The organism is Propionivibrio sp., from assembly GCF_049316945.1.
Lineage (GTDB): Bacteria > Pseudomonadota > Gammaproteobacteria > Burkholderiales > Rhodocyclaceae > Propionivibrio.
In genome coordinates this window covers 1-22,442 of sequence record NZ_JBMOJE010000021.1, presented here as the reverse complement: position 1 = coordinate 22,442, position 22,442 = coordinate 1, and the positions used below count along the sequence as shown (strand labels likewise).

Below are 22,442 nucleotides of genomic sequence, written 5' to 3'. Positions count from 1 at the left end.
TCCGTGTCTTCGCGCTCTCCCTGTCTGCTGCGGTTAATCGTTAATTAGAGGGGAATGTTGCCGTGTTTGCGCCAGGGATTCTCAAGCTGCTTGTCGCGCAACATGGCGAGCGAACGGCAGATGCGTTTGCGCGTTTCGTTCGGCATGATGACGTCGTCGATGAATCCCCGGGCTCCGGCGACGAAGGGGTTGGCAAACTTGGCTTTGTACTCGGCTTCGCGCTCTGCCAGCTTGGCCGGATTGCCTTTTTCTTCGCGGAAAATGATTTCGACGGCGCCCTTCGGCCCCATCACCGCGATTTCAGCCGAAGGCCAGGCGAAGTTGACGTCGCCACGCAGGTGCTTCGAGGACATCACGTCATAGGCGCCACCGTAAGCCTTGCGCGTAATGACGGTAATCTTCGGCACCGTGCATTCAGCGTAGGCGTACAAGAGTTTGGCGCCGTGCTTGATGATGCCGCCGTATTCCTGCGCGGTACCAGGCATGAAGCCGGGAACGTCGACAAAGGTAACCACCGGAATATTGAAGGCGTCGCAGAAGCGGACGAAGCGTGCCGCTTTGGTCGAGCTCTTGATGTCCAGGCAACCGGCCATCACCAGTGGCTGATTGGCAACGATGCCAACGGGCGAACCATCCATGCGGCCAAAACCGATGATGATGTTTTTGGCGTAATCGGGTTGCAGTTCGAAGAAATCGCCATCATCAACGACCTTGATGATCAATTCCTTGATGTCGTAGGGCTTGTTCGGATTATCCGGAACCAGTGTATCGAGCGAGAAGTCGAGGCGATCGGCCAGGTCCTGGGCCGGCAGCACCGGCGGTTTTTCGCGGTTATTGGCCGGCAGAAAGCCGACAAAGCGACGCAGGATCATCAGTGCTTCGACGTCGTTTTCGAAGGCCAGATCCGCAACGCCGGACTTGCTGGTATGGCTTATGGCGCCGCCGAGTTCTTCGGCGGTGACATCTTCGTGGGTCACGGTCTTGACGACTTCCGGCCCGGTGACAAACATGTACGATGAATCCTTGACCATGAAGATGAAATCGGTCATTGCCGGGCTATACACCGCCCCGCCCGCGCACGGTCCCATGATCAGGGAAATCTGCGGAATGACGCCGGAGGCCATTACGTTGCGCTGGAAAACATCCGCGTAGCCGCCGAGCGATGCAACGCCTTCCTGGATGCGTGCGCCACCGGAGTCATTGAGGCCGATCAGTGGTGCGCCGACCTTCATGGCGTGATCCATCAGCTTGCAGATCTTCTCGGCATGCGATTCGGAAAGCGAACCGCCGAAGACGGTGAAGTCTTGCGAGAAGACGAACATCAGGCGGCCATTGATCGTGCCATAGCCGGTTACAACGCCGTCACCCGGAACGGATTGCTCGGCCATGCCGAAATCCGTACACCGATGCTCCTTGAACATGTCCCACTCTTCAAAGGAACCGGCATCGAGAAGTAGTTCAATGCGCTCGCGGGCGGAAAGTTTTCCCTTGGCGTGCTGACTGTCAATACGTTTCTGGCCACCACCGAGGCAAGCGGCGGCGCGCTTGTCTGCAAGCTGGCGAATGATGTCGTGCATGAGGCATTCTCCCTGTTAATCGAGATGTTTCAGGTTAATCAAAACGTGCTGTTCAAAACCTTTTCAAACCTTCAAACTGTAAAGCAGTCGATACGCTGCAGAGCCAGGTGTCGTGCGGCCTTCAGCAACATCACGCGACAATCCAGGCAGGGCGACATGTACCGCCGGATGTTCGCGGAAATAGTGGCGTAATCCCGAGTCTATCAGACTCCACATCCAGTCAACCGCCTGCCGGCGTCGCTTGCTTTCGAACTCGCCGCTGGCGTCCATTGTTTCACGATAACGCTCGATTTCTGCCCAGAATTGGGGAATGCCGCGTTTGGCCAGGGCGCTGCAGGTGAGTACCGGCGGCCGCCAGTTGGGGCTGGCCGAGCGCAGCATGGTGAGTGCAGTGCGCATCTGGACACGGGCAATTTCTGCGGCGCGCTCGTCAATGTCTGCCTTGTTGAAGACAATCAGGTCGGCAATCTCGACGATTCCCTTCTTGATGGCCTGCAGGTCGTCGCCGGCGTTCGGCAGTTGCAGCAGGACGAAGATGTCGACCATGCCGGCAACGGTTGTTTCGGATTGCCCGACACCGACCGTTTCAACGATGATGACATCGAATCCGGCCGCCTCGCAAAGCAGCATCGCCTCACGCGTTTTGTCAGCAACGCCGCCCAGCGAACCGGCCGTCGGGCTCGGACGAATGAAAGCGGATTCCTGCTGGCAGAGGAGCTCCATGCGGGTCTTGTCGCCAAGAATGGAGCCTCCGGACACCGAAGAAGACGGATCGACGGCCAGGACAGCGACGCGTTTTCCGCTCTCGATCAGATAGATGCCAAGGGTTTCGATGAAGGTTGACTTGCCGGCACCAGGCACGCCGGAGATGCCGACGCGGATGGCCTTGCCGGTGTGCGGCAGAAGCGCTGTCAATACCTGCTGCGCGCGGACTTGATGGTCGCTGCGCGTCGATTCGACGAGGGTGATGGTTTTTGCCAGCGAGCGCCGGTTATTCGCCAGTACGCCGTCGACCAGTTGCTGGTCGACGGCGTCTAGTTGCGCGTAGGGCGTGAGGATCTCGTCCATTGGCAATGGCTTACGATCTGTTCGTGCTCAGGCTTTGGCGTTGGCGCGTGCCTTCCGTATTTCGGCGATCACCGTCGTTGCCGAATCCTCAATGCGCGTGCCTGGTCCGAAAATGGCCTTGGCGCCGGCGTTGAGCAGATAGTCGTAATCCTGGGCCGGAATGACACCACCAGCAAACACGATGATGTCATCGGCGCCCTGGTCCTTGAGGGACTGGACCAGCTCGGGAAGCAGCGTCTTGTGGCCGGCAGCCAGCGAGGAGACGCCGATGGCATGCACGTCGTTTTCAATGGCCAGTCGCGCCGCTTCTGCCGGTGTCTGGAAGAGCGGGCCAACGTCAATGTCGAAGCCGAGGTCGGCGAAGGCGGTGGCCACCACCTTGGCGCCACGGTCGTGGCCATCCTGACCAAGCTTGGCAATCATGATGCGCGGACGACGGCCTTCTTCCTCCTTGAATTTTTCGATATCGGCCTTCAGCGACTCCCAACTGGCAATGCCTTCAACGACAGCGCCATAGACACCGGATACGGTTTGTTGCGTGGCGCGGAAGCGACCGAATACCTTCTCCAGAGCGTCGGAAACTTCACCGACTGTCGCACGCACACGCATGGCCTTGACCGCCAGGTCGAGCAGATTGCCTTCACCGCTATCGGCGCACTTGGTCAAGGCGTCGAGTGCGACCTGCACGGCCGCACTGTCGCGGCTGGCGCGGATGTTCTTCAGGCGGGCAATCTGGGAATCACGAACCGCGTTGTTGTCGATATCGCGAATATCGATCGCGTCTTCCTTGGGCAGTTTGTATTTATTCACGCCGACGATGACGTCCTTGCCGGAATCGATGCGCGCTTGCTTGTCGGCCGCACAGGCTTCGATGCGCATCTTGGCCCAGCCCGATTCGACGGCGTGCGTCATGCCGCCCATGGCTTCGACTTCCTTGATGATCTTCCAGGCTTCGTCGACCAGATCCTGCGTCAGCCTTTCCATCATGTAGGAACCAGCCCACGGATCGACGACATTGGTGATGTGCGTTTCTTCCTGAATGATGAGCTGGGTGTTGCGCGCGATGCGTGACGAGAAATCGGTCGGCAGGGCGATGGCTTCGTCGAGTGCGTTGGTATGCAGCGACTGGGTGCCGCCGAATACGGCCGCCATTGCTTCGACGGTGGTACGCACGACGTTGTTGTAGGGGTCCTGTTCGGTGAGCGACCAGCCGGAGGTCTGGCAGTGGGTGCGCAGCATCGACGACTTCGGGCTCTTCGGGTTGAACTCCTGCATGACTTTCCACCACAGCAGACGGGCGGCGCGCAGCTTGGCCACTTCGAGATAGAAGTTCATGCCGATGGCGAAGAAGAAGGAAAGGCGTCCGGCAAAGACGTCGACATCCAGGCCCGAGGCGATGGCGGTCTTGACGTAGTCGCGGCCGTCGGCCAGCGTGAAGGCCAGTTCAAGCGCCTGCGTCGCACCGGCTTCCTGCATGTGGTAGCCGGAGATCGAGATCGAGTTGAACTTCGGCATGTGCTGCGAGGTGTAGCCGATGATGTCGGAGATGATCTTGATCGACGGTGTCGGCGGGTAGATGTAGGTGTTGCGCACCATGAACTCTTTGAGGATATCGTTCTGGATCGTCCCCGAAAGCTTTTCCTGCGTGACGCCCTGCTCTTCAGCGGCAACGATGTAGCCGGCGAGAATCGGCAGCACCGCACCGTTCATGGTCATCGATACCGAGATTTTTTCCAGCGGGATGCCGTCGAACAGTATCTTCATGTCCTCGACCGAGTCAATCGCCACGCCGGCCTTGCCGACGTCGCCGGTAACGCGTGGATGATCGGAGTCGTAGCCGCGGTGCGTGGCCAGGTCGAAGGCCACCGAAACGCCCTGTCCGCCGGCGGCCAGCGCCTTGCGATAGAAGGCGTTGGAGGCTTCGGCGGTCGAGAATCCGGCGTACTGACGGATGGTCCACGGACGCACGGCATACATGGTGGCCTGCGGGCCGCGAACAAAAGGCGCCAAGCCGGGAAGCGTGTCGGTGTATTGCAGTCCGGCAACATCCTGCTTGGTGTACAGGGGCTTGACGACGATACCTTCCGGGGTCACCCAGTTTATGGCATCAATATTGCCGCCGGGCGCCGATTTGGCAGCGGCTTTTTTCCAGGCGTCGATATTTGATGAATCAAGCAGCGGAGGATTGCTCTCGTTGGACATGACTAGACCTTTCAGAAGGTAAATAACTTGGGGACGTTTTTCAATCGGAGATACAGAAATTCACAGAAAATCACAGAAAAACGTATTCCGCTGGTATGCGGTGCGCCGAACTGCGGCTGCAAACTCGACACGAGTTCATAATGCTACTTAATACCCGGCTTCAAGGCAAGTGAAAACAGGCCTTGCAGCCAATATTACACGTTCGAAATCAAGGCTCCGTGAAGCAGCCTTTTTGCATAGTTCCTGATCAGGAAAACAGGCTCAACATCATCTTCGCCGCCAAGGCGATAAGTACACAGGCAAAGATCCGTTTAAGGGTGGCCACGGGCAGGCGATGTGCCAGCCTGGCGCCAAGCGGGGCGATCAGCATGCTGGATGGAACCAGCCAGAGCAACGCCGGCAGATAGACGAAACCGAGACTCCACGCTGGCAGATCGATGTGCCCCCAGCCGTTGTAGATGTAGCCCAGGCTGCCGCCCACGGCAATCGGGAAGCCGATGGCGGCCGAGGTGCCGATCGCATTCTGTACGCGCACATTGCACCAGGTCAGGAAGGGCACGGTCAGCGAGCCCCCGCCGATGGCCACCAGTGCCGAGACGGCGCCGATTCCCGTACCAACGGCAAACACCCCGCCGGATCCCGGCAACTCACGCGAAGCCTTGGGCTTCAGGTTGAGAATCATCTGCATGGCAACAAAACAGACAAAGACGGTGAAAAAAAGCGCCAGCGGTTTGGCCGGCACATAGGAGGCGAACTTGGTACCGAGCAATGTGCCGAAAAGAATTCCCGGGGTAATCTGGATCACCACTTTCCAGAGTACGGCGCCGTGTTGATGATGAGTGCGCAGGCTCGAAAGCGAAGTGAAAAGAATCGTTGCGATGGAAGTGCCAAGCGCCAGATGCAGCACTTCACCGGGCGGGAATCCGGCTTGAGCCGCAAACATCATGGTCAGCAGCGGCACCATCACCAGCCCGCCACCAATCCCCAGCATGCCGGCAAAGAAGCCGGCAAACAGGCCAAGTCCGCTATACGCCAGCCACCAGGTCACAGATATCTCCTTGATCGAGGCAGGATTGTAGCCTGACAACGCATTAAACCCGCAAGAGGCGAGCAGGCTGGTCTATCATTCTCATCACAATAGGTGACTCATGAATTCCACAACTTCCATTATCGGCTTTATCGCCGCCATCCTGACGACCGTCTCATTCGTGCCGCAGGTGTTAAAGGTCTGGCGAACGCGATCGGCCAAGGACGTTTCGCTCGGCATGTACCTGTTATTCACGCTGGGTATCGCCGCCTGGCTGGTCTATGGCGTGCTCATTGAATCGTGGCCGGTGATTCTGGCCAACGTCGTCACCCTGATACTGGCTGGCGCCGTGCTGGTGATGAAACTCAAGTTCGGGTGAGTAATCCGGCGAACGGCAGGACGCACCTTGTTATGGTGCTGTTTTTCGGCAGCATAGTCCGTGAAAATATCAAAAATCCACCGCAGAGCCGCAGAGGTTTCGCAGAGAAAACCTTGAAAAAAACGAGGGGGTTCCTCTGCGTTTTCTTTGCCCCTTTGCGTCTCTGCGGTGGGTGTTCAGGCTTTTTTCACACCCTCTCAGGCTACAAGGCCGTCAATACACCATCCTGGCGATGCATGCCGCGAGATCGGCGTAAACATTGGCTGCCATGGCATTGCCATTGAAGATGCCCGCATTCATTGGCTTGTAGCCCGCTTGTCCTTAACTGCCGATCAATCTCCATGACTGAATGAAAAAGACCCGACAGGATCGCCGGGTCTTTTATTCAGTTTTCGCGAGCGGCGTTAGCCGAAGCCCTGAATCAGCGTGCGATCACCCCCTGCACCGCCGCAACCACCTTGGCGGCCGTGATGCCGAGGTATTCGAACACCTGGCTGGCGGGTCCGCACTCGCCGAAACGATCGATACCGACCACTGCGCCTTCCAGACCCACGTACTGCCGCCAGTAACCGGTGACGCCGGCTTCGACCGCTACGCGAGGCACACCGCGCGGCAGCACCGATTCACGATAAGCCGCCTCCTGGTGATCGAACTCGAAACTCGACGGCATGGACACGACGCGCACGGCGATCCCTTTCTCGGCGAGGGCTTGCTGGGCATCCACCGCCAGGCCCACTTCCGAGCCGGTGGCGATGATCACGGCCGCAGGCTGGCCGATGCAATTCTTGAGGATGTAACCACCGTGCCGAATCGCCCGGATTTGATCTGCGTCGCGAGTTTGATGCGGAAGATTCTGGCGCGTCAGGATCAAGGCGGTCGGGGTGCTGCGGTGTTCGATGGCGACCTGCCAGGCGACGAATGTTTCCACGCTGTCGCAGGGGCGCCAGACATCCAGGTTCGGCACCATGCGCAGGGTGGCGGTCTGCTCGATCGGCTGGTGCGTCGGGCCGTCTTCGCCGACACCGACGGAGTCATGCGAGAAGACATAGATGGGATTGATCTGCATCAGCGCGGCCATGCGGATGGCGTTGCGCGCGTACTCGGAGAACATCAGGAAGGTGCCGCCAAAGGGGCGGAAGCCGCCATGCAGGACCAGACCGTTCATGATCGCGGCCATGCCGAATTCACGTACGCCATAATGGATGTAGTTGCCGCCCGCGGCCATGGCTTCCGGACGCACGCTGCGGCAACCCTTCCACTGCGTCAGGTTGGACCCGGCCAGGTCGGCGGAGCCGCCAATGAATTCCGGCATCACCGGGGCCAGGGCCTGAATGGCGTTTTGCGACGACTTGCGCGTGGCAATCACTTCCGCCTTGGCCGCGATGGCTTTCAGGGCTTCGTCCGCCTTGGCGGAGAACTCGGGGTGCAGCCCGCCCTTCGAACGGCGCACAAACTCGGTGGCCAGCGCCGGATGCGCGGCGCGATAGGCGGCAAACATTGCCTGCCACTCGGCTTGATATTTGGCTCCAGCAGCGCGACCATCCCAGGCACCTCGAACCGCCTCAGACACTTCAAAGACGCCCTCGGTGATGCCCAGCGCGGCGCGTGTTGCGACTATTTCGTCCTTGCCGAGCGGGGAGCCGTGCACGTCGTGCGTCCCCGCCTTGTTCGGAGAGCCCTTGCCGATGACCGTCTTGCAGCAGATCAGGGTCGGCTTGTCATGCTGCGCCTTGGCGGCGCGTATGGCCAGATCGACGGCCTCGACATCGTGACCATCGACGTCACGAATGACGTTCCAACCATAGGCTTCGAAGCGTTTGGGGGTGTCGTCGGTGAACCAGCCTTCAACGTGGCCGTCGATGGAGATGCCGTTGTCGTCGTAGAAGGCGATCAGTTTGGAGAGCTTCCAGGTGCCCGCCAGCGAACACACTTCGTGGGAGATTCCTTCCATCATGCAGCCATCGCCCATCAAGGCGTAGCTGTAGTGGTCGATGATCGGGAAGCCTTCGCGGTTGAATTCGGCGGCCAGCAGCTTTTCGGCCAGGGCGAAACCGACGCTGTTGCCAATGCCTTGCCCCAAGGGGCCGGTGGTCGTTTCGACGCCGGCCGTGTGGCCGTATTCCGGGTGGCCGGGGGTCTTGCTGTGCAGTTGGCGGAAGCGCTTCAGCTCATCGAGCGACAGGGCGTAGCCGGTCAGGTGCAGCAGCGCATAGAGCAACATCGAGCCATGCCCGTTGGAGAGTACGAAACGGTCCCGGTTAGACCATTTCGGGTCGGCCGGATTGTGCTTTAGGTGCCGACTCCACAAGGCCACCGCAATTTCAGCCATACCCATCGGGGCACCCGGGTGCCCCGAATTGGCCGCTTGCACACCATCCATGGCCAGCACACGTATTGCATTGGCCAGCGCAGCTTGAGAAACCATTTGCTTACCCCCAGATCCATTGAAAAATTTGTCAATTAGCACAAAGATGACATCGATAGATAGCCAATAAATAAAATGGAGCGCGATTTCAAATCCATAGGCTGTCTATTATTTTAGCCAGATGCTATCAAGGTGTCAGTACAAAACGCTTCAGGGCGGACGCGATGCCGTCGCTGTCGTTACTGCCGGTAACCCAGTCGGCACACGCCTGCACCTCTGCCCGGCTGTTTCCCATGGCCACCCCGATGCCTGCCACACGCAGCATTTCCATGTCGTTCTGCTGGTCGCCAAAGGCAATCACCTGCTCACGCGCGATGCCTTGTTCGGCGATCCACTCGGCAAGGCGATTGCCCTTGCTGTTGCCGGCGCGAGCAATATCGAGCCGGTTGTGGGCCGACCACTCGCCACTGAGACCCAGCGTTTGTTCCATATCTGCGGCGAAGGCGCTCATGATCGGCAGGTCGTCACCGGCCGAGGCAAACTTCCAGATCGTCCCGCTTTCTTCAAGCAAGCGCTCAAAGGACGGCACCCGGTCGATGCGCGGGCGCACTTCAACCGGCAAAGCGGCCGCCCATTCGAGGAGAAGCTTGAGGTGCTTGCTTTCCGCTTCGTAGGCCATGAACTCGTCGACGTAGATCATGGTGTAGATGGCGTGCTTGCGGACCAGTTCCAGCAGGCTGCGGGCTTGCTGCCGGGGCAGCGGATTGCCGGTCAGCGGACGGCCCAGCCGGTAATCGTACATATAGGTACCATTACAGCAGATGGCCGGCAGTTCCAGGCCGAGCTGATGCCAGTAAGGATAGGCGGCGACGTGATGGCGACCGGTAACGATCATTACCTGCACGCCATTCGCCCGCACGCGCTGCAGCGCTTCGATCGTCTCGCTACGAATCTGCAACTGGCTATCCAGCAAGGTTCCGTCGAGATCAAGTGCAACCAGTCGGTACTTCATTCAGGCCTCCAATAGCAGTTCGGGGGTTGTCTCAGTGAGCATCGCCGTCGCACAAAGCGGCCTACAAGGTGCGGACCCCACGCATCGACTCTACGGAAAAGTATGCCAGAAATAATCCAGTTCCCTGGAGGCGATTATTGGAAGTTTGGAAGATTTCCCGGAACCACCCTGATGATCTGGTATTCCAGGTGCGAAAAAGCGGGGCCATGCGATCTGACTCCTTTTAATTGCTGATTAATGCGACCCTGGCCCCTTTGATTAATGTACCCAAGTGCCGTATTGTAGGGTGTGAAACGCGAAGCGTTGCGCACCACCAAGCGAATCAAGTACCGATTTCCATGCGCGTGATGACGGAGACGGCAATCAGGCTGGGTGAGGTGGCCTTGATCCGCGCCAGAACATTCGGCTGACCCTTGACGAAGTCACTGACCGTGCAGGTGTCGAACAGGTATTTCATGCCAGAGGATCAGCCACAGGTGGTTTCAGCCGGTCACGACTGGCTTCGAAGATCGGCATGTCGGCCATGCCTTTGAAGCTCTGCACGGCCTCCGGCCAATGCTGCTGGCTGTGATGTGACAGCCACTCGCTGACGGCACGCCGGATCGTGGCATTGCGGGTTTCTCCGGCCTGCGCTGCGGCTTGAGTCAGCTGCTGGCCGGTCTCGTCGTCAAGGTAGATGTTGAAGTTCATGCGGGTGCTCCGTATAACATTTTTTCATGTTATATCCGCCGGGTGGTGAATTCAAGGGGCGGGCCGGGCCGTTGTCGCATCAGCTACCGACCGGAGACGTTGGCGGGGACTGCGGTTTTGTAGGGTGTGAAACGCGAAGCGTTGCGCACCTCCAAGCGAATCAAGTACGTCGATGCACGCGGGGGCGATCCGCGTGCTGAAACAGACTTTTCCCTTTGCCAAACAAATCCCGCAGCCACCTGCCACGCAACCCGCGCAGAATGGCGCTCTACGCCTTGCTGTGGCTTAAGAGCCAATGAATACGCCGCTCTTCAGCCTTATTGTCCGTAGATCGCCTATTCATGCGCTCCACAGGAAGTGTCCGGCAATTTCGGAGTCATCGGACTTGCTCCTCGTTTGATTAGCAGGCGCTATTCCGCCGGTTTCTGCAATTCGGCCAGAGCTTCTTCCGAAGTGGTGAAAAATAACGCTTTGACATCCCGCTCGGCCAACGCATCGCCGAGGCGGGCGCGGGTGAAAGTGCTGGTGGTGTAGCGCGTGACGCGGATGTAGAAACGCTCGCCCAGGTCGCGCACCATGTCCATGTAGTCGTCGAGCAGCTCCGGGTTGAGGATGAAGTTGTCGTAGTTGACGATCGCATAGACCTGGTGGCCCATAGGTTCCAGCCAGGCTTCGATGACGCTGCGCAGATGCGCGATGTCGGTCTTGCTGCGCACCATGAGGCCTTCGAAATTGATGAAGAAGATGTTGTGTTTTTCGTCGTAGCCGAAGCGCTGTTCCAGCGGTAGCGTCAGCATGTCGTCGCGCATGCCCATCGGCTCGTCGCGGAAGATGCGCGCATCCATCAGCTTCAGCTCCGGGCTGATCGCCGGACGGAAGGCCATGTGCGCCAGGATGTCGCGTTCGAGATCGACGCCGGGAGCGATTTCGATCAATTCCAGCCCGCTCTCGATCAAGCGGAAAACGCAGCGCTCGGTCACGTAAAGTACCGTCTGTTTGCGCTTGAATGCGTATTCGCCGCTAAAGGTGCGGTGCTCGACGCTGGCGACGAACTTGGTCGTTTCGCCTTCCTTGAGAATCTTCAAGCCGCCATCACTGACCGCCACCGCCAGATGGCCGGTCGTAAAGGTGCCGACGAAGACGACCTTCTTGGCGTTCTGGCTGATGTTGATGAAGCCGCCAGCTCCGGCCAGGCGCTTGCCGAACTTGCTGACATTGAGATTGCCGCAGGCATCGGCCTGGGCCAGGCCAAGGAAGGCAAGATCGAGCCCGCCACCGTCGTAGAAATCGAACTGATAGGGCTGGTCGATGACCGCTTCGGCGTTGATTGCCGCACCGAAGCTCAGGCCGCCGGCCGGAATGCCGCCGATCGCTCCAGGCTCGGTGGTAAGCGTCAACAGGTCGATGATCTTTTCTTCGGCTGCAACGCTGGCCACACCCTCGGGCATGCCGATGCCAAGGTTCACCACATTATTGGCTTTCAGTTCCATCGCGGCGCGGCGGGCGATGACCTTACGTTCGCAAAGTGCCATCTTCGGAATCGACGACATGGGTACCCGGAGTTCACCGGAAAAGGCCGGATTGTAGGTCTCGAAGAAGCTCTGCATCTGATATTCGGGCTGCTCCGAGACGACCACGCAATCGACCAGGATGCCGGGGATTTTTACCTGCCGGGGATTGAGCGAGCCGCGCTCGGCGATGCGCTCGACCTGAGCGATGACGATGCCGCCCGAGTTGTGCGCGGCCATGGCGATGGCCAGCGCTTCGAGCGTCAGCGCTTCCTTCTCCATGCTGATGTTGCCGTCGGGGTCGGCGGTGGTGCCGCGAATGATGCCGATGTTGATCGGGAAGGTCTTGTAGAAGAGGTATTCCTCGCCGTCGATGATCATCAGTTCGACCAGATCTTTTTTGGTGATCTCGTTGATCTTGCCGCCGCCATGACGCGGGTCGACGAAGGTGCCGAGGCCGACGCGCGAGAGCAGTCCGGGCTTGCCTGCCGCAATGTCGCGGAAGAGATGGGTGATGATGCCTTGCGGCAGGTTGTAGGCTTCGATGCGGTTGCTGACGGCGAGATGCTGGAGCTTGGGCACCAGCCCCCAGTGTCCGCCGATAACGCGCCCCACCAGTCCCGCATGGCCGAGGTGGTTGAGGCCGCGCTCCTTACCGTCACCCTGTCCGGCGGCATAGGCCAGCGTCAGGTTGCGCGGACTGCCGGCCGGCGATTGCGGGTCAGCACCGAGAAAGCGCTGTTCGATGGCGACGGCAATATTCTCGGCAAAACCGATGCCGACGAAGCCGCCGGTAGATACCGTGTCGCCGTCGCGGATCAGGCGTACGGCTTCGGCGGCGCTGACGATCTTGTTGCGCTTTCCGGGGAGTTGCTGGGGGTTGGTCAGCAGCGGGTGGGTGGTCAGTGGCATATCAGATTTCCTCGAGTGTTATTCGGCGCAGAGAATCATCTTGTTCGCTGAAGGGCCGGGCCAGCGCGACACCATTCATCCAGGACGTGCGGAAGAGTCATCCCGAAACAGCATTGGCACGCGATGGGCGCTAGCGCTTATATGCGCACGGTCTGGATCAATAGCGCGGGCAAAGGCGGGCTGACAACAGGCGAGATCGCCGGCCAGTCGCATGACTGCTTTGCGGTTCAATGCGTTCTCCCTGGCAGGATTTTGCGAACGGCAACTCTTTGGCTACCTGACGCAATCCATTTGTTGAAGAGTGTAATTGGGATCGCTGAGTCAATACAATCCTTGATACGAATTAAGCCGCGCATTCGACTTCATTCCCGGCCGCAATCGGGTTGTTGGCTTCCGCTGCCAATGTGCGACCAGACTTCGTGGGGCCGAGCAGGCCGTTCTGCGTCATGGGCATTATTCACCCCGCCCCTTTCGATTGAAAACGGGCACTACTTTGGTTAGTATTCATTATGCAAAAAATGCACATCCTTTCTGCTGCCCCATTAACTGACGGTAGCGGTGTTCTTTCTCCTCGCCCTCGTTTGCAGTTTACGCCTGGCCGGCAATCAGGCTGGTCACGCCAATGACCACCTGCATGAATCCTGCCTTCTCGCCTGAGATGAACCGGTTTTCGGACGCACTGAGTTAAATGGCGCAAATTTATTTGGCGAGCGTAGATTCGCGCTACGAAGAAAACGACCAGACCCTGCTGTACATCCGGAGCGGGAAAAGACCACCAGCAGTGTGGCCTCAGTTTATTCGCCGGGATCTATTGCTGGCGCAAGGGCAAGCGCCCAGACCAGGGAGCCTTCGGGCCAAGACAAGCATGACGACAAGTACCGGCAGGTCAATGCTGCAATCCCGGACGCCAACGAGCGGGGAAAACAGCGTACTGTGGTGGTTTGAGAAAAAAACAGGCAATCCGAGGATGCGCCAGTGAGCCGGGAGGCATGCAAATCAACATCCGAACCCGTAGAGCCCGTGCACCAAACTGAGAAAGTCCCCTTATGAGAAAAAAGACATCGTCCCGGCTGGCGCCATCGGCGCCCGAGGCCAAAGGCTTTGACGGTTACATCGTATGCATTGGCGCCTCGGCAGGCGGGCTTGACGCCCTGGAGAAATTCTTCAATTTCTGCCCGGTAGATACCGGTGCGGCGTTTGTCGTCGTCCAGCATCTGTCGCCCGACCACAAAAGCATGATGAGCAACCTGCTGGCCCGCCATACGGAAATGCCGGTGAACATGGTCGAAGACGACATGCCGATCGAGGGCAATCACGTTTTCCTCATTCCGCCCGGTGCGATCATGCATGTCACGGCCGGCCACCTCCACCTGACGCCGAAGAATCCACGCGGACTGACGCTGCCGATCGACATTTTCCTGTCGTCGCTGGCCAACATCTACGGCAAATACGCGCTGGGCATCATCCTCTCCGGCACCGGCACCGATGGCACGCGCGGTGCGGTGGCGATCAATGCCGCCGGTGGTTTCCTGATGGCCCAGGAACCGGAATCGGCCAAATTCGACGGCATGCCGCGCAGCGTCATCGCCACCGGCGTGGTCGATGCCATCTTGCCGGCAGAAGAACTGCCGGCCAGGCTTGTCGCCCACATTCTCAATCTGCCGTACAAGGAAGTGCAGGCGACAGCCAAAGCCATCCCTTATGCAACGATGACCAGCGACGATGTTCTGTCCGCCATCCTGCAGTTGCTGCATCAGATTGGCGGCATCGACTTCTCCGATTACAAGCCGGCCACCGTCATGCGCCGGATTGAACGGCGCATGCAGGTGCGCCACACGCCCGAACTCTACCTCTACCTGGACCTGCTGGAAAACGACCGCGGCGAAGTCATTACCCTGCGCCGCGAAATGCTGATCTCGGTCACCAGCTTCTTTCGCGACCCGGATACCTTCGCCGAGCTTTCTGAGAAGGTTATTACGCCGATGGTTGCCGAAAAGCTGACCGGCGACACGATTCGCGTCTGGGTCGCCGGCGTTGCCTCGGGCGAGGAGCCTTACACCATTGGCATGCTGTTCCTCGAAGCCTTCGAGCGCGAGCGGCGCTGGCCCAATCTGAAAATATTCGCCACCGATGTTGATCCGCAGTGCGTTGAAACAGCAGGCATCGGCCAGTACCCGGAGTCGGCGGCGGCGGAATTGTCACCGGAGCGTCTTGAACGATTTTTCGTCCGCAATGGCGATAACTTCGTGGTCAAAACCGAATTGCGTCAGTGCATCGTCTTTGCGCGCCACAATCTGCTCTCGGACCCGCCCTTCACCAAGATGGATCTGGTGTCCTGCCGCAACACGCTGATCTATTTCAAGTCAGCCGCACAGGAACGCGCCTTGCGTTCGCTGCAATACGCCATCAACCAGGGCGGCGCCTTGCTGCTCGGGCCCAGCGAGTCGCTGGCGGCGATGACCGAAGGCTTGCAGACGATCAATGCCAAACACAAATTGTTCCGGCGCAAAGGGGTGATGAAGCTCCCCTTCCTCGATCGCAAAGGCGGCGCGATTTATCCGCATCCGGTTCTCGGCAGGGCCGCCCAAAGCAGCAAGGTGCGGCGTCGGCCAACCGACAGCAGCGTCTCCGATGCCGGCATTGCCACCCTGATCAACAAATTTGCACCGCCGGCCATCATCGTCAATGAAAACCAGGAGGCCGTTCATCTATATGGCGATGTGAATGTTTACCTGCATGCCAGGGCGGGAACGGCGAGCCTTGAAATCAACCGGCTGCTGCCCGATTCGCTGGTTCCTGTCGCCTCGGCGCTGCTTTACAAAGCGGCTCGTGACCGCTGCCCGCTGGCGTCCGATCTGGTTGAAGCAACGCTGAACAACGGCGAGCGACGAACGCTTCGCTTGTCGGCGCATCCGATCGAGAGCGAAAGCGAGGAGCGTCTGACGCTGCTTTGCTTCGAGCCTGAAACGGCCCGAGACCCGGCGCAGTTGGGGTCGGTCAATGTCGACGCGGAAACCATTGAGCGCGTCGCCATCCTTGAACGTGAACTCGCAGCAACGCGCGACAGCCTGCAGTCCACCATCGAGGAACTGGAAACGTCCAATGAAGAACTGCAGGCGACCAACGAAGAACTGATGTCCTCCAACGAAGAACTGCAAAGCTCGAACGAGGAGTTGCAATCGGTCAACGAAGAAATGAATACGGTCAATGCCGAATTCCAGGAAAAAATGTTGCTGCTGAACCGCGCCAATGCCGACCTTGACGGCATGGCCAAGGCCGCTGGCGTGGCCACGGTGTTCGTCGATTCCAAGTTGCTGATTACCCGTTTCAGCCCGGACGCCACGCAGATTTTCAAGCTGCGCGATTCGGATCTGGGTCGCCCGCTGGATGAAGTTTCCAATGTGCTCAACTACCCGGACCTGATGGAAGACTTGCAGAAAACGCTCGATACGGGGCGCATGATCGAACGTGAAATCGATTCGAACGACGATAAACGAACCTATCTGATCCGCATCTTGCCTTATCTCGTGGCTTCGACCACCGTCCGTGGGGCGGTGGCAACCTTTGTGGACGTCACCGCCTACCATGATGCAAAACGGCTGCAATCGATCATCGACGCCTTGCCCGAGCATATCGCGGTGGTCGACCCGGCGGGAACCATCGTCATGATCAATACGGCGTGGCGCCGCTTTGCGCGTGCCAATGGCGACCTTGATCTCAAGGCATCCGGCCCGGGGGCCAATTATTTCAACGCCTGCCAGGCGGGTATCCATGCGGATGACGCCATTGCCAGCGCCGCCGTCCAGGGCTTGCGCGAAGTTCTCGAAGGCACGCTGCCGCAATTCTCCCTCGACTATCCTTGCCACTCACCCACCGAACAGCGCTGGTTCGTGATGAATGCCGCCCCGGTACTGGGCGGGGATTTCGGGGCGGTGATCAGTCACGTCAATATTTCAAGCGGGTATCTGCGGACAACACCATGAACCATCGCCAGGTCAACCTTACAGAATTGCGCGAACGGGCGGAAGCCGCCATCGAACGCAGCCAATCCGGCTTGATTGATGCCCCTGGAAGCCATGGAGAAAGTGGAGTCCGGCATCTGGTCGAAGAGTTGCGGGTCTATCAGACCGAGCTTGAGATTCAGAATCAGGAACTGGTCAGTGCGCAAAGCGAGATCTCGCTGGCGCTCGAAAAATATCGTGCCCTGTTTGAAAATCTCCCGCTTCCAGGAATCATCGTTGATGGCCAGGGCTTCATCGTCGAGGCCAACCTGCAAGCCAGCGAGTTTCTTGGCTTGAGCCAGAATGTGTCACTGCAACGTCGTTCGGCGCTCCAGCTCTTCGAGATGGATAGCCGCAGCCAGATTTACCAGGTCCTCCGCGACCGGGCCAACCTGGCGCCACAGACCATTGATCTGCTTGGTCTGAAGGGCAGTGCCGGCCATACCATCCACTGTGATGTGCACGTCATCCACTTGCATGAAGAATCACAGCACGAAGGGCGAACCTTGCTGGTGCTGGTTGACCAGAGCACCGAAATGGCGCTGCGCGAAAGCGAACACAATCTTCGCACCCTGGCCGACAGCAGCATGACCCTGATCTGGGCCGCAACTACCGACAGATCGCGCTACTACATCAACAAGGGCTGGCTGGAATTCACTGGGCGCACCCTGGAGCAGGAACTGGGCAATGGCTGGGCCGAGGGTGTTCACCCGGATGACTTTGAGCGCTACAACGAAACCTATGGCCGCAACTTTGATGAACGCAAAGCGTTCAGCATCGATTACCGACTCCGTCATCAGGACGGCGAGTACCGCTGGATCAGGGATAACGGGACGACACGCTACGATAGTACAGGTCAATTTATCGGCTACATCGGCCACTGCCTGGACATCACCGACCGGGTAGACGCCGAGAATCAGCTGCGCAAACTTTCCCGTGCCGTCGAGCAAAGCCCGGAAAGCATCGTCATTACCGATAAGGATTCGGTGATTGAATACGTCAATCCTGCCTGCGTAATATCATCCGGTTACTCGGCAGAGGAGTTGCTCGGACAGAACCCGAGTATTTTCAACTCCGGACTGACCCCGCGGGGAGTCTTCGACGAACTTTGGGCAACCCTTGTCCAAGGCAAGTCCTGGGCCGGCGAATTCTGCAATCGGCAAAAGAATGGCGAGATTTTTTACGAATATGTGCGGATCACCCCGATTCGCGATGCGGGCGGCGAAATCACCAGCTACGTCGCGGTCAAGGAAGATGTCAGCGAGAAAAGGCGGATTTCCGAAGAACTCGACCACTATCGGCAGCATCTTGAAGATCTGGTGCAGGAACGCACCACTGCACTCTCCATCGCCAAGGAAGCCGCCGAAGCAGCCAACCGGGCGAAGAGCACCTTCCTCGCCAACATGAGCCACGAACTGCGCACCCCGATGAACGCCATCATGGGCATGACCAACCTGGCTTTGCGCCGGGCCACCGACCCCCGCCAGACCGATCAGCTGACCAAGGTCACGCTGGCCTCCCAGCATCTGCTCGGCGTCATCAACGACATCCTCGACCTTTCCAAGATCGAGGCCGAACGGCTCAGTCTCGAACAGATAAGCTTCAAACTGGGCAGCGTCCTCGAAAACCTGGGCAGCCTGATCGGACACAAGGTCACCGAAAAAGGCCTGAAACTCCTCATCGACGTTACCCCCGAACTTGCCAATCAGCCGTTACAGGGCGATCCCCTGCGCCTTGGGCAGATCCTGCTCAATCTGGCCGGCAACGCCATCAAATTCACTGCTCAGGGTTTCATCACCATCCGCGTTCTCCTGGCCGAAGCGCATCCCGCTCACGTTTTCCTGCGCTTTGAAGTACGGGACACCGGCATCGGTATTTCAAGCGAAGACCAAAAACGTCTGTTCACCGCCTTTGAACAAGGAGATGGATCGATGACGCGCCACTATGGCGGTACCGGCCTCGGACTCGCCATCAGCAAGCGCCTGGTCCAGATGATGGACGGCAGCATCGGAGTCGAAAGCCAGCCCGGCACGGGCAGCGTCTTCTGGTTCACCGCCCGTTTCGACAAGGGCACCCATGTCGAGGAACAGGCTCACGGGCTGAACGTCCGCTCTGCCGAAGAACATCTGAAAACCCATTTCTCAGGCACGCGCATCCTGCTGGTTGAAGATGAACCGATCAATCAGGAAGTGTCGCGCTGGCTGCTCGAGGAAACCGGGCTTACGGTTGATCTTGCGGAGGACGGAGTTGAAGCGCTGGAGATGGCCGAGCATATCGACTACGACCTGATCCTGATGGACATTCAGATGCCCAGGCTGAACGGGATCGAAGCCACGCAAGCGATCCGCGCCATCCCCGGACGGCAGAACACGCCGATTCTGGCAATGACCGCCAATGCCTTTGACGAAGACCGGCAACGTTGTATCGATGCCGGGATGAACGACCACATTGGCAAGCCGGTAGACCCGGACAAACTGTTCGAGACCCTGCTCAAGTGGTTAGCGAAAGAAAATTGATCGGGGTACGTGAGGTTCAAGACCACGAAATACGGCAGATTACGGACGCTCGCGCTCCCCGCAGCCTGGTCAGGCATTCCCTTGCGGGAGCGGGTCGGGTGTTGCGCCCGAGATTTCGCAATCGCCACAAGACGTCCAGAGAGATCAGCTATATTTCGCCGATGACCTGCGGATCGTTTTCGATCGCGGCGAGTTGGGCGAGTTCGAAGGCTCCGGTAGAGCGCAGGCTTTTCTCGATATTGCCAAGGACAGTAAGCGCGTAGCGGCCAGCCGCAATGACGGCGGCTGATAGCGGTCCAGAGCGGCGCAATGCTATTCGAGATGCGCCGTCTCGCCCCAACTCTCGATCAGCCACTGCTCGCCGTTGATGGCCACCCAGTTGATTCCGGTGTTCGGGATCGGGTAGTCACGGGGCGCGTCGGACGGCAAGCCACGCACGCGGCGATAGATGACATCGAGCACGCCGCCGTGGGTGACCACCACGATGGTCTGCCCGGGATGGTCGCTTACCAGCCTGCCAATGCAGCCAAAAATTCGCGTTTCGTGCTGGCGCCGGCTTTCGCCACCGCCTGGCGTAGCGTAATCCGGATCGCGGCTTTCAATCGCGCGCGCATCTTCTTCATTGCTGGCGGCGATTTCCTCAAAGGTCATCCCCTCGCAGCGGCCGAAGTTACGTTCGCGAAGTGCCGGCAGCAAGATAACCGGAAGGCGAAGCGCATCCGCTATCGGCTGCGCCGTTTGCCGGGCGCGTAACAGATCGCTGCTGTACAGCGCGGCGGCCGGCAAACCGGAAAAATGAGGTCCGGCTGCAACCGCCTGTGCCTGGCCGTTCGCGTTGAGCGCCAAGTCGATATGCCCCTGCATGCGCTGTTCAATATTCCAGTCTGTCTCACCGTGGCGGACAAAGCAGATTCGTGTTGTTTCGCTGATCATGAATTCGGGTTGCTCATTCAAAAAATATCGACATGACAAGGTGCTTGGTCAAGCTTGCCCGCTGGCAAGCCAAGTGGGGTGGCAGCATTCGCATGGGAACATTCTGTGCAATAATCTTTTCCCCTTTTCAGGCCTGGATCAGACGGTGCTCAACTGTCCAAGGCAGCTTTAACAGCAATCATCCAAAAGTGTGCCGGAAATCGCCCTTCTCCGCCACGGATTCTAGTATTTTTTCTCGCCTTCTTCCTCGACTTTTTCGAGTTGTCGTTCATTGTCATCCCGCTGCTCGGGCCGGTCGCCGAAAAGCTGGGCATCGACCTGATCTGGGTCGGCGTGCTGCTCGGCGTCAATATGCAGACATCGTTCATGCATCCGCCGTTCGGTTTCGCGCTCTTCTTCCTGCGCTCGGTCGCCACGGCGTCGGTAAAAACCAGTGACATCTATTGGGGCGCCATCCCCTTCGTCGGCATCCAGATCATCATGGTCGGTCTGGTCATCCTGTTCCCGCAGATGGTCACTTTCAGCCTCGACAAAGGAACCGGCATCAATGCCGATTCGGTACAGATCGATATCCCGGCCTACGAGTACGACAACTCGGCACTCCAGCCTGGCGCACAAGCACCGGAAGCCAGCGAGGAGAAGACAAGGTAAAACCCGGGAGAACTCACCGCAGAGTCTATGAACGCGGCGCGGCCAGGAGGGTGCTTATACGTTCGGCGGCAATGGCGAAATCCTCGGCCGGCAGCGGCCGTGAGAGGTAGTAGCCCTGGGCATAGTGGCAGCCCATCTCGCGCAAGATGTGCAGGTGGGCTTCGGTCTCGACGCCTTCGGCGACAAGCGATCGCCCGCCGTCGGGTCCATGCGGTGCAGATGCCGGGACATGGCGCTGATCGGTCGAACGACGAACAACAGCAGGGTAACGACGACGGCGCCGGAAATGAGCGCCAGTTGCAAGCCGAGTTGAATGGCGGCGAGGATCACCTCTTCGCGCACCTGGTCAGCGATGACTGCTGGATCAGGAGTCAGCCGGATCTGCCCGATAACCTGCCCGGCCTTGAACGGGGAGTCGATATCGCGCTGCAGGACATTTTCGGCTTCCGGCCTTTCCGGGCGGCCGGGCTTGCTGAGCTGCATGTCAGCCATGGTTTCCGAACCCTGCAGAATGGCGACGCGCAGCACGTTGGTGTTGCTCAACAGACCACGCGCCACTTCCTTGGCCAGCGCCTCGTCCTTGACGAAACAGGCGACACGCAAGGTGCTTTCGACGGTGTCAAGCAACTGGTTCAGGTGCGTGACCGATTCGCGCAGCGCCGTTTCCCTGTTGGTATAGGCCGTGTGGGCCACGGTGGCGATGCCGACCAGGATGAAGGCCAGCGCGGTAGCGATGATTGATCTGAGGAGGATTCCGTCTTTCAACAGGCCGCGCATTGTCGACCGCATCGTAAACAACATGGTCCGCACTTTCGTTTTTCTATTGGGAAAAATCGAGGACGATACTGAAGCGCGAGTCTGCTTGCTTGCGCTCGATATAAGCGATCGCACCAGACGTTCTGGCCAGCAGGCTGAGCACCTCGGCATTGCTGGTAGCCTGCACGGGCGGCGAAGTCTTGCCGGAAAAATACAGGCGGGCCCAGTAGGAATTTATTTCGGAGAGATCCTTGTTAACCAGTTGGCGATAAAACTCGGCCTTGAGGCTGCTGCCGGCAGGCTGGTCGATCGGTATGGCACTGGCCCCCGAAGGAAGCTTGCGGTAGCGGCCGAGAAAAATGTCCGTCACATCGTCGGGGCTGAGTCGTTCGACCCCGCTCAGCGCACGCGTGACGACCACCACGTCGGCCAGCGCCTGTCCGCCGAGGTTCAAACTCAGCAGGACGGAAACAAGGAGGGGGCGCATAAAATTCATCGTCGGGCTAGAACACGAAATCCAGCGCCACACTGAATACGTTCATGCGGCCGTCCCAGCCAAGGGCTGGGTCACGGAATGGAAAGACCTACTGGGGGGTGCCGCGGACAAGATCGACTTGCCCCTTCAGCGCCAGGTTTTTCTGGAAATCCCAGCGTGTACCAATCGACACCGTGTGCTGGTCGCTATGCGTCCCTGCGGTGAGCAGGGATAACCGAGCAATGAGCGGCGGCGGCAGCGGCGTCTTCAGCGTGACCGCCTTCGATTTCACCTGCGAATAACCAAGATACGGGGTGATCACCCCATGGACGCAAAAGATAACTTTGAATTTGAGCGAGAAATTCCTCTA

General features: G+C 58.8%; 17 protein-coding genes and 1 pseudogene. 4 read left to right on the top strand and 14 right to left on the bottom strand.

Annotated elements, in window-relative coordinates; genetic code table 11:
* Positions 1–44: 44 nt before the first annotated feature.
* The 4 genes from ACOYNV_RS06990 to ACOYNV_RS06975 all read right to left on the bottom strand — a co-directional run bounded on the left by ACOYNV_RS06990 (position 45) and on the right by ACOYNV_RS06975 (position 5,895).
* Positions 45–1,577 carry an acyl-CoA carboxylase subunit beta gene (locus ACOYNV_RS06990; protein ID WP_422899035.1) on the bottom strand — a complete coding sequence of 511 codons (1,533 nt, stop codon included), beginning with the start codon at positions 1,575–1,577 and terminating at the stop codon, positions 45–47.
* Positions 1,578–1,640: 63 nt separating this feature from the next.
* The gene (gene meaB, locus ACOYNV_RS06985) at positions 1,641–2,645 is read right to left on the bottom strand and encodes a methylmalonyl Co-A mutase-associated GTPase MeaB (RefSeq protein ID WP_422899034.1); all 1,005 of its coding nucleotides are present in this window, start codon (positions 2,643–2,645) and stop codon (positions 1,641–1,643) included.
* A 27-nt stretch (positions 2,646–2,672) separates the two neighbouring features.
* The gene (gene scpA / locus ACOYNV_RS06980) at positions 2,673–4,847 is read right to left on the bottom strand and encodes a methylmalonyl-CoA mutase (protein ID WP_422899033.1); all 2,175 of its coding nucleotides are present in this window, start codon (positions 4,845–4,847) and stop codon (positions 2,673–2,675) included.
* A 247-nt stretch (positions 4,848–5,094) separates the two neighbouring features.
* Positions 5,095–5,895, bottom strand: a complete 801-nt coding sequence (locus ACOYNV_RS06975) for a sulfite exporter TauE/SafE family protein (protein WP_422899032.1) — start codon at positions 5,893–5,895, stop codon at positions 5,095–5,097.
* Positions 5,896–5,995: 100 nt separating this feature from the next.
* Between ACOYNV_RS06975 and ACOYNV_RS06970 the strand changes: the two genes are divergently transcribed.
* Complete coding sequence (locus ACOYNV_RS06970) at positions 5,996–6,253, top strand: SemiSWEET transporter (protein ID WP_422899031.1); 258 nt, start codon at positions 5,996–5,998, stop codon at positions 6,251–6,253.
* Positions 6,254–6,674: 421 nt separating this feature from the next.
* Here ACOYNV_RS06970 and tkt read toward each other — a convergent pair whose 3' ends face one another.
* The 5 genes from tkt to ACOYNV_RS06945 all read right to left on the bottom strand — a co-directional run bounded on the left by tkt (position 6,675) and on the right by ACOYNV_RS06945 (position 12,740).
* Positions 6,675–8,678 (bottom strand): transketolase, encoded by a 2,004-nt coding sequence (tkt, locus tag ACOYNV_RS06965; protein ID WP_422899030.1) that lies wholly within the window; start codon positions 8,676–8,678, stop codon positions 6,675–6,677.
* A gap of 127 nt (positions 8,679–8,805) precedes the next feature.
* Entirely contained in the window at positions 8,806–9,630 is an 825-nt protein-coding gene (locus tag ACOYNV_RS06960) for a pyridoxal phosphatase (protein WP_422899029.1), read from the bottom strand.
* 322 nt (positions 9,631–9,952) lie between these two features.
* A complete protein-coding gene (locus tag ACOYNV_RS06955) occupies positions 9,953–10,087 on the bottom strand; it encodes a hypothetical protein (RefSeq protein WP_422899028.1) in 135 nt (44 codons plus the stop codon).
* Positions 10,084–10,320: a ribbon-helix-helix protein, CopG family gene (locus tag ACOYNV_RS06950; RefSeq protein WP_422899027.1), complete on the bottom strand. Its 237-nt coding sequence runs from the start codon at positions 10,318–10,320 to the stop codon at positions 10,084–10,086. The genes ACOYNV_RS06955 and ACOYNV_RS06950 overlap by 4 nt, the downstream gene beginning before the upstream one ends.
* A 410-nt stretch (positions 10,321–10,730) precedes the next feature.
* Positions 10,731–12,740 carry an acyl CoA:acetate/3-ketoacid CoA transferase gene (locus ACOYNV_RS06945; RefSeq protein WP_422899026.1) on the bottom strand — a complete coding sequence of 670 codons (2,010 nt, stop codon included), beginning with the start codon at positions 12,738–12,740 and terminating at the stop codon, positions 10,731–10,733.
* Positions 12,741–13,786: 1,046 nt separating this feature from the next.
* On the opposite strand from ACOYNV_RS06945, the gene ACOYNV_RS06940 reads away from it, so the two are divergent.
* Positions 13,787–16,723, top strand: coding sequence for a chemotaxis protein CheB (locus ACOYNV_RS06940; RefSeq protein WP_422899025.1), 2,937 nt, complete (start codon positions 13,787–13,789; stop codon positions 16,721–16,723).
* A complete protein-coding gene (locus tag ACOYNV_RS06935) occupies positions 16,720–19,257 on the top strand; it encodes a PAS domain S-box protein (protein WP_422899024.1) in 2,538 nt (845 codons plus the stop codon). The genes ACOYNV_RS06940 and ACOYNV_RS06935 overlap by 4 nt, the downstream gene beginning before the upstream one ends.
* Before the next feature lie 148 nt (positions 19,258–19,405).
* Here ACOYNV_RS06935 and ACOYNV_RS06930 read toward each other — a convergent pair whose 3' ends face one another.
* Together ACOYNV_RS06930 and ACOYNV_RS06925 are read right to left on the bottom strand one after the other, a co-directional pair.
* Positions 19,406–19,567, bottom strand: a complete 162-nt coding sequence (locus ACOYNV_RS06930; RefSeq protein WP_422899023.1) for a hypothetical protein — start codon at positions 19,565–19,567, stop codon at positions 19,406–19,408.
* 2 nt (positions 19,568–19,569) lie between these two features.
* Complete coding sequence (locus tag ACOYNV_RS06925) at positions 19,570–20,190, bottom strand: histidine phosphatase family protein (protein WP_422899022.1); 621 nt, start codon at positions 20,188–20,190, stop codon at positions 19,570–19,572.
* Between the two features lie 219 nt (positions 20,191–20,409).
* On the opposite strand from ACOYNV_RS06925, the pseudogene ACOYNV_RS06920 reads away from it, so the two are divergent.
* Positions 20,410–20,841 (top strand): annotated as a pseudogene (locus ACOYNV_RS06920) (TRAP transporter large permease subunit); the annotation flags it as partial.
* Between the two features lie 25 nt (positions 20,842–20,866).
* Here ACOYNV_RS06920 and ACOYNV_RS06915 read toward each other — a convergent pair.
* The 3 genes from ACOYNV_RS06915 to ACOYNV_RS06905 all read right to left on the bottom strand — a co-directional run bounded on the left by ACOYNV_RS06915 (position 20,867) and on the right by ACOYNV_RS06905 (position 22,394).
* The gene (locus ACOYNV_RS06915) at positions 20,867–20,989 is read right to left on the bottom strand and encodes a hypothetical protein (protein ID WP_422899066.1); all 123 of its coding nucleotides are present in this window, start codon (positions 20,987–20,989) and stop codon (positions 20,867–20,869) included.
* A 672-nt stretch (positions 20,990–21,661) separates the two neighbouring features.
* A complete protein-coding gene (locus ACOYNV_RS06910; protein ID WP_422899021.1) occupies positions 21,662–22,084 on the bottom strand; it encodes a hypothetical protein in 423 nt (140 codons plus the stop codon).
* Between the two features lie 97 nt (positions 22,085–22,181).
* Entirely contained in the window at positions 22,182–22,394 is a 213-nt protein-coding gene (locus ACOYNV_RS06905) for a hypothetical protein (protein ID WP_422899020.1), read from the bottom strand.
* Positions 22,395–22,442: the final 48 nt, after the last annotated feature.

Excerpts from the sequence above, each read along its gene's own strand:
- ACOYNV_RS06990 (WP_422899035.1), bottom strand. The coding sequence starts at position 1,577 with ATGCACGACATCATTCGCCAGCTTGCAGACAAGCGCGCCGCCGCTTGC.
- meaB (WP_422899034.1), bottom strand. The coding sequence starts at position 2,645 with ATGGACGAGATCCTCACGCCCTACGCGCAACTAGACGCCGTCGACCAG.
- scpA (WP_422899033.1), bottom strand. The coding sequence starts at position 4,847 with ATGTCCAACGAGAGCAATCCTCCGCTGCTTGATTCATCAAATATCGAC.
- ACOYNV_RS06970 (WP_422899031.1), top strand. The coding sequence starts at position 5,996 with ATGAATTCCACAACTTCCATTATCGGCTTTATCGCCGCCATCCTGACG.
- tkt (WP_422899030.1), bottom strand. The coding sequence starts at position 8,678 with ATGGTTTCTCAAGCTGCGCTGGCCAATGCAATACGTGTGCTGGCCATG.
- ACOYNV_RS06960 (WP_422899029.1), bottom strand. The coding sequence starts at position 9,630 with ATGAAGTACCGACTGGTTGCACTTGATCTCGACGGAACCTTGCTGGAT.
- ACOYNV_RS06955 (WP_422899028.1), bottom strand. The coding sequence starts at position 10,087 with ATGAAATACCTGTTCGACACCTGCACGGTCAGTGACTTCGTCAAGGGT.
- ACOYNV_RS06950 (WP_422899027.1), bottom strand. The coding sequence starts at position 10,320 with ATGAACTTCAACATCTACCTTGACGACGAGACCGGCCAGCAGCTGACT.
- ACOYNV_RS06945 (WP_422899026.1), bottom strand. The coding sequence starts at position 12,740 with ATGCCACTGACCACCCACCCGCTGCTGACCAACCCCCAGCAACTCCCC.
- ACOYNV_RS06940 (WP_422899025.1), top strand. The coding sequence starts at position 13,787 with ATGAGAAAAAAGACATCGTCCCGGCTGGCGCCATCGGCGCCCGAGGCC.
- ACOYNV_RS06935 (WP_422899024.1), top strand. The coding sequence starts at position 16,720 with ATGAACCATCGCCAGGTCAACCTTACAGAATTGCGCGAACGGGCGGAA.
- ACOYNV_RS06925 (WP_422899022.1), bottom strand. The coding sequence starts at position 20,190 with ATGATCAGCGAAACAACACGAATCTGCTTTGTCCGCCACGGTGAGACA.
- ACOYNV_RS06910 (WP_422899021.1), bottom strand. The coding sequence starts at position 22,084 with ATGCGCCCCCTCCTTGTTTCCGTCCTGCTGAGTTTGAACCTCGGCGGA.